Below are 7021 nucleotides of genomic sequence, written 5' to 3' on the forward strand. Positions count from 1 at the left end.
GAATCGGAAGCCGAAGTTGTTGGTGCCGTTTCACTTTACAAAAGAGAAAACATCGCTGGACTACGTAACAAATCTAAATCGCTACCAACTTTTGATACACTTGGCAAAGGCTGCAGAATTAGAGACACTCACCTTTTCCGAAGCAGGGAAAACAGACTTAAAGCCGGAGGACCTCCAAGGTTTGGGGGAGATTCAGATTCGGAATATAGCGGTGGAGGAGAGTGATGCCTTCAGTCCACCCTGGTATGCGATGGATGGGTATGACGGTATGTTACTCCTCTCCCAATTCATGACGGATGACCTGTTATACTATCAGGTTCCGAATGTGCCGATCGTTCACTGTATAGATGATATTCCGAAATTTCAAGGTTCAACACTTGAAACACTTCTGAATATTTGTGCTTTCCAAAATGTAGGTGATACATTGGTTGTCAAAGCCTCATGGATAAGGGAGTGGCTTATGGAACGCGGTTTTTCCGGAGAGAATATCCATGTCGTTCCGAACGGTATCAACGTTGGTGAACCGATAGGCAAACCTTTGGCGAAACAACATACTGCTGCTCTCTTTGAAAAACCGATATTCGCACAACAACCCATCGTAGGACTGATTTCTGGATTTGAACCTAACTACGGGGCAAGGCTGATCTCCGCGTTCGCTCGTGCCAATCCACATCTTGCGATTTTTGTCTACGATCCGTTCTTAGCAGAATATTACACAAATCCACCAAGCAACGTGGTAATATTTAGTGTAGATGATAATGAAACGCATTCGATATTACCCATTTTCTTTCAGACACTCGATCTCGTTTGTTTTCCTGCGATTCCGGGAACACCGCTTTCGTTGGTTTTAGAGGCAATGGCGTATGGGACTCCTTGTGTCGCTATGACGACATACGGACTTCCACCAGAGGTTGCGGGTGCCGGTGCTGTTGTGAAACCGGAGCGGCGGGGTTTTGGTGATTTCTGCGTTCCGATGTCCGAGTTGTCGCAAACGATAGATCAGTTGCTGAAACCCTCCCAGCAACGCATTGAGTGTGAAAACGCCGCGAAAAATTTGGTTCAGAAATTCACTTGGGAACAAGTAGCACAAGAAATTATTGAATCTATTGAAGAGGGGTATCGGCGAAGCGTGAATGCCTTTAGAAGAGGAATAAATTTGTCCCCTTCGGTTTTCTGCCATCGGTATAACCCAAGGGCTGGAACCACCGAGTCCAGCGCGTATCGAGTGGGGACTCATAGATATAGCTGCCTTAAAACCGCTTTGATAGAAATGTTAGCGGAACAGCACACACCTGCTGAAGTCGAGGCAGTTTTCAAGCATTTCCAAGGAAAAGGCTTTATTTCCGTAGCGAATGAATTCGTCTTGGAAATGGGTCTCCCAACCAACGTTGGGGGGTCAATCTTGCCGGAATAGAAGCACCGGCAGAAAGGAGAAAAACCCAAATGAAAAAGAATCTGCGCGGTAAAATCCGCGAATTCGTCCAGTCTGAGGAAGGCAAAGTGGGAGTCAAATCCCCACTGACGCTCGGTGCGGCGGTTGGGAGTGTTCTGCTCGCACAGGCTATCGTTGGAACACCACGGGCAGAAGCATGGATGTGCAACTTTAACCATGAGTGTGAAAGTGGGAACTGCAGTCAGGGCACTTGTATGCCCTAAAGCGATTTTCTTGCTTACAGAGGGTATGGCGGCTTTTGTCGCCTCCCTCTATAGGTGAGCAGGCACGTTCCTTCTGAGGAGACGGAAGTGTCTGCTACCTCACTGTAGGAGGAATGTATTGTGAAATTTACAGCAATATCTGTTCTTTTTACCCTGATCCTCGTGTGTTCAAGCACTTATCGCATCTGGGCACAAGCACCCGAAACCCCAAAAATCGTGTTTAGCTCCACTCGTGAGGGCAATCGGGACATCTACTTGATGAACCCCGATGGGACGCAGCAGGTAAAAATAACCAACCACCGCGCTATCGATACCCTGGGGGTCTGGTCCCCAACAGGCGAACAGATTCTTTTTACATCAGACCGGAACAAGCAAAAGTTACATTGGGATATCTATCTAATGGATGCCGATGGTAGCAATGTGCGAGCCGTATTTGCCAAGTCAGCCGATAGAGCTCAACCCATGTGGTCCCCTGACGGGACACAGATTGCTTATAGACGGCGAGAGCCGAGCGGGAGTTTTATTTATATCGCTACGATTGATGGTAAACACGAGGAAAAAGTGGCAATTGGAAGTTGCCCAACTTGGTCCCCGGATGGCACGGAGATTGCCTTTGTCAGTGGTCAGCCCGATCGGAGCCACATCAGTATACTTAACTTGGGCACGCGAAAACAAAAAGTAATCTTTCCACCGAAGGCGCCCCCTTCGTGGATATCAGGACGTGTAGTTTGGTCGCCAAAGGGTGATAAACTCGCTTTTTCGTGGCTCCATCGGGTGCCGCTGGCGGATTTTGCTGACACACAAACCATCTACATCATCAATCGCGATGGAACCGGTCTTGTGCAGCTTGTTGACGAAGCGGGGCCGCAGGCAGCCGACCCGGTTTGGTCGCCACAGGGGGATGCCCTGCTTTATATTCACGGAGACGACCAAGTTTTTAAAATTGGGATAGATGATAAGCAGGTAGAACAACTGACACATATTGGCGCAAATTATCTCGGAGATTGGTTCGATCCGGCGTATGCATTGCCGGTTGCACCACAACCTCAGTTACTGACCACAGTATGGGGACGACTGAAAAGGGAGTAGATTTTAGATTTAATCACCTTGAAAATATTTTAGCAGTCATGTTATTCAAAATGTTAGAACTGCTGAGGTTGTATGTGTTTTCAAGCATTTCCAAGGGGAGAGCTCTACTCCTGCTACGAAGCGATTCGCCTTGGAAATGGGTTTCCCACCTACGGTTGGGAAGCGAATCCCACCGGATCGAGATTTCCGGTAAAAAGAGAGGAGGTGAACAGAAATGAAAAAGAATCTGCGCGGTAAAATCCGCGAATTCGTCCAATCCGAGGAAGGCAAGGTCGGGATTAAATCCCCCCTGACGCTCGGTGTAGCCGCAGGAAGTATCTTGTTGGCACAAACCATTGTTGGTACTCCACGGGCAGAAGCATGGATGTGCCTGGTTGACGAACATTGTGCAGATGATGAGAAATGCAGTGTGATGACTTGTGTCCCACGGTGATTTTCTCGTTTACAGAGGGTGTGGCGGCTTTTGTCGCCTCCCTCTGTAGGTTAGCAGGTACGCTTCCTTCTGAAGAGACGGAAGTGGCTGCTACCTCACTGTAGGAGGAATGTATTGTGAAATTTACAGCAATGGGTGTTCTTTTTAGCCTGACCCTTGTATGTTCAAGCATTTGTCGTATCTGGGCACAAGCACCCGAAACCCCAAAAATCGCGTTTACCTCATCTCGTGATGGCAATCGGGACATCTACTTGATGAATCCCGATGGGACTCAGCAGGTAAAAATAACCAACCACCGCGCCCGTGATGGCATGTCTGCTTGGTCCCCGACAGGCGAACAGATTCTTTTTTCATCAGACCGGAACAAGCAAGAGTTACATTGGGATATCTATCTAATGGATGCCGATGGTAGCAATGTGCAAGCCGTATTTGCAAAGTCAGCAGATAGATCTCAACCCGCGTGGTCTCCTGATGGGAAACAGATTGCTTATACACGGCGAGAGCCCAGCGGAAATTTTATTTATATCAGTACAATTGATGGTAAACAAGAGGAAAAAGTAGCGATTGGAGGTTGTCCTACTTGGTCCCCGGATGGCACGGAGATTGCCTTTGTCAGTGGCGCGCCCGAACGGAGCCACATCAGTATACTGAACCTCGGCACGCGAAAACAAAAAGTTATCTTTCCGCCTAAGGCACCACCTTCGTGGATATCAGGACGTGTGGTTTGGTCTCCAAAGGGTGATAAACTTGCTTTTTCCTGGCTCCATCGGGTGCCGTTGCGGGATTTTGCCGACACACAAACTATCTACACCGTGAATCGCGATGGAACCGGCCTTGTGCAGCTTGTTGGCGAAGCAGGCCCGGACGCAAGCGACCCGGTTTGGTCACCACAAGGGGATGCCCTCCTCTATATTCACGAAGACCGCCAAATTTTTAAAATTGGGGTAGACGAGAAACAGGTAGAACAACTGACACATATTGGCGTAAATTATCTGGGAGATTGGTTTGATCCGGCGTATGCATTGCCGGTTTCACCACAACCCCAACTGCTAACAACAACATGGGGAAAACTGAAACGGGAGTAGGTTTTCAGGTATAGCCGACTTGGAACGCTTTGATACAAAAGTAGATGTTTACTCAATTGAATCAGTTTACAAGTTTTTCCAACAAGGAGCGGGCTTTTGTAAACAGGCACTTCTCGTTGGAGATGGGTTTCCCAACCGAAGTTGGGAAGCGAATCCCGCCGGAGTTAGATTTCCGGTAGAAAGAGAGGAGGTGAACTTGAATGAAAACAAATCTCCGCGGTAAAATCCGCGAATTCGTCCAATCCGAAGAAGGCAAAGTGGGGATAAAATCCCCATTGACCCTGCTCGCGCAGGCAATCATCGGAACACCAGATGCCGACGCAGGATTATGCCGGAAACCCGAACACTGCATGCCACCAAAGGCATGTCGTGGTCCCTTTATCGCTGGGGTGGGTACATGTTATTAATAATGTCAATATAGATTGTGGGTAGACCGTCATAATCTTGTTGACTTTCCAGCGTGTGGTGGTTTTACTACCACACACTCCCATATGCTGAGTTTATTAGATATCCTGAGAAATTTCGGAGGAATACAGATGAAACGCATATTCATCTCTTACATGCTTAGTGTGATACTACTATGTGCGAACGGCACTCCGCTTTTCGCAAAAGCACCGACGACCTCTAAAATTTTGTTCACCTCTGCACGCGACGGAAACAGAGAAATATACACCATGAACCCAGATGGCAGCGAACAGATGAGACTCACACAACATCCTGGAAATGATCTGCAAGCCGTCTGGTCACCTACAGGCGAAAAGATTCTTTTTATCTCCGATCGCGGGGGGGAGCGAGACCTTTACTTGATGGACCCAGATGGAAACAACGTTCGACGCTTCTTCAAGAGAAAAACGAAAATTTATAGAACCCATCCAACATGGTCGCCAGATGGCAAACACATCGCTTATGTGAACATGCAGTGGAATAGTCTTAATTCTGATATCCGCATTGCGCGCCTTGGGGAACAAGAGGATGAACATATTGCGGAAGGCTGGGATCCCGCATGGTCGCCCGATGGCACTGAAATTGCCTACTCTGTAGAACAGCCATTCGCGTCTCAACTGACATTTATCAACGTCCAGACACGAGCGCAGGCACAACCGCTACCCAAGAAAGCACTGATTTGGCAATACTATCCTTCTTGGTCGGCTGTGGGAGACAGACTTGCCTTTACTGGGAACAAGCATCCGCTACCCCCCATCTTGGATGCGGATCTGCACAACGCTTGGAAGGCAAAGCAGACGATCTACATCGTCAATCGCGACGGCACCGGTCTCCAGCAGCTCGTTAAAGAAGCAGGTCCCTATGCCCAGTATCCTGCGCTATCGCCAGATGGAGAAGACGTGCTTTATACACAGGAAATTAAGGGGCGGTTCCAAATCTTCAAAGTTAACGTGAATGACGGCATCCTGACACAACTGACGCATATTGTCGGTTTATCTCGTCGCCAAGCGAATGCTGGCGGAGACTGGTTTGACCCAGCGTATGCGTTGCCGGTTTCACCACAACCCCAGCTGCTCACGACAACATGGGGAGAACTAAAACGGAAGTAGGATCTATCGAGAACATAGTCTTTCTCTACCTTGCGGATAAATTATTGTGAACGTAATATCAACAAACTACGAGTCCGATAGAAAAAAGGTAATTGATGAATGAACTATCCTGAATTTGAAACCGCGTTTGAGGCACGCCTTCAAACACATATAGACGTATATCCACACGCCGTGGAATACCATCGTGCTCGTTTTGAACAGACCATCCAGTATCTATTTTCCTCCATCTTGGAGCAGACGGACTCCCTGATTCAACAACCGGAAACGAATTGGGCGCACACTGAAGAAATTGTCAGCGACATTCTCCATTGTGGCGAGATAACTGTTGAACAACTTTTCGCGCTTGAACTTCCTACTGAACTCACAGCAGATAGGGACTTTGAAACGGTAAAAACGAAACTTTATGAAACGAAGTATTACCCAATCAGCGAACACCTGAACTATATTGCGTTTCCGCCTGCTTTGGAGCGAAAAGCATTCATCAGTAAGCATTTGGATTGTTTCAAAGAGAAATCACATTTCTGTGATCTCGGCTTTGGTCCTGGGGTGTTGACCGCGTTTATTCTACAGCAGAATGCCTCATGGCAAGTCGATGGTGTTGACGTTAGTCAGCACTGCCTTCAGCATGCACAAAGACTCTTAAAGAAAAAAGAGGTAAGTGAAAGGAGTGAATTGTCAATCGGAGACGTTCGCAGTCTACACTATCCTGACGATACTTTCGATGGGGTTATCGCTGTTGAAGTACTTGAGCATATCCCTGATCCAGAAGCTGGCTTGTTAGAAGCAATGCGTGTGCTGAAACCGGGTGGATACCTCATCACAGCACTCCCAGTGCAGCTACCGTTGTTGATGCACCTCTACGATTTTGATTCTCCCGATGAGGTTTTAGCACTCTACGAAAAAGTTGGGCTCAAGATTATTGACTTTGAGACGAAGGAATTCCAACGTCAAGCGGGTTCCTTCGTCGATACATTCGCGTTAAGCGTAAAATTCTAAAGAAAGGCTCTTTTTGTTTATATTATGTCGCACTATGAATACTTTCTAATTTTTTTTGATTTAACTTATTTTATGAAACGTGCGATCATTATTTTAATTGTTTTGACGGTAGTCGTAACTTTACCACCTTTTTACCTACAATGGGCAGAATCTCAAAGACTGAACCAGATACAAGAAGTGAAACAACAGGCACGTCCTGTTTTCGGAGA

The 7021-nt window shown here is 47.4% G+C and carries 8 protein-coding genes; all 8 read left to right on the forward strand.

Features of this window, described 5'->3' with window-relative positions; translation table 11 throughout:
• Positions 1 to 1414: glycosyltransferase family 4 protein (locus tag J4G07_22040; GenBank protein ID MCE2416666.1), on the forward strand; the 1414-nt coding region annotated here is incomplete at its 5' end.
• A 29-nt stretch (positions 1415 to 1443) separates the two neighbouring features.
• Positions 1444 to 1656, forward strand: a complete 213-nt coding sequence (locus J4G07_22045; protein ID MCE2416667.1) for a hypothetical protein — start codon at positions 1444 to 1446, stop codon at positions 1654 to 1656.
• Between the two features lie 120 nt (positions 1657 to 1776).
• A complete protein-coding gene (locus J4G07_22050) occupies positions 1777 to 2745 on the forward strand; it encodes a PD40 domain-containing protein (protein ID MCE2416668.1) in 969 nt (322 codons plus the stop codon).
• 214 nt (positions 2746 to 2959) lie between these two features.
• Positions 2960 to 3178: a hypothetical protein gene (locus tag J4G07_22055; GenBank protein ID MCE2416669.1), complete on the forward strand. Its 219-nt coding sequence runs from the start codon at positions 2960 to 2962 to the stop codon at positions 3176 to 3178.
• A 116-nt stretch (positions 3179 to 3294) separates the two neighbouring features.
• Positions 3295 to 4263, forward strand: a complete 969-nt coding sequence (locus tag J4G07_22060; protein MCE2416670.1) for a PD40 domain-containing protein — start codon at positions 3295 to 3297, stop codon at positions 4261 to 4263.
• A gap of 200 nt (positions 4264 to 4463) precedes the next feature.
• Positions 4464 to 4670 (forward strand): hypothetical protein, encoded by a 207-nt coding sequence (locus J4G07_22065; protein ID MCE2416671.1) that lies wholly within the window; start codon positions 4464 to 4466, stop codon positions 4668 to 4670.
• A gap of 129 nt (positions 4671 to 4799) precedes the next feature.
• The gene (locus tag J4G07_22070; GenBank protein MCE2416672.1) at positions 4800 to 5816 is read left to right on the forward strand and encodes a PD40 domain-containing protein; all 1017 of its coding nucleotides are present in this window, start codon (positions 4800 to 4802) and stop codon (positions 5814 to 5816) included.
• 99 nt (positions 5817 to 5915) lie between these two features.
• Positions 5916 to 6812, forward strand: a complete 897-nt coding sequence (locus J4G07_22075) for a class I SAM-dependent methyltransferase (GenBank protein ID MCE2416673.1) — start codon at positions 5916 to 5918, stop codon at positions 6810 to 6812.
• Positions 6813 to 7021: the final 209 nt, after the last annotated feature.

Source organism: Candidatus Poribacteria bacterium (assembly GCA_021295715.1).
GTDB lineage: Bacteria > Poribacteria > WGA-4E > WGA-4E > WGA-3G > WGA-3G.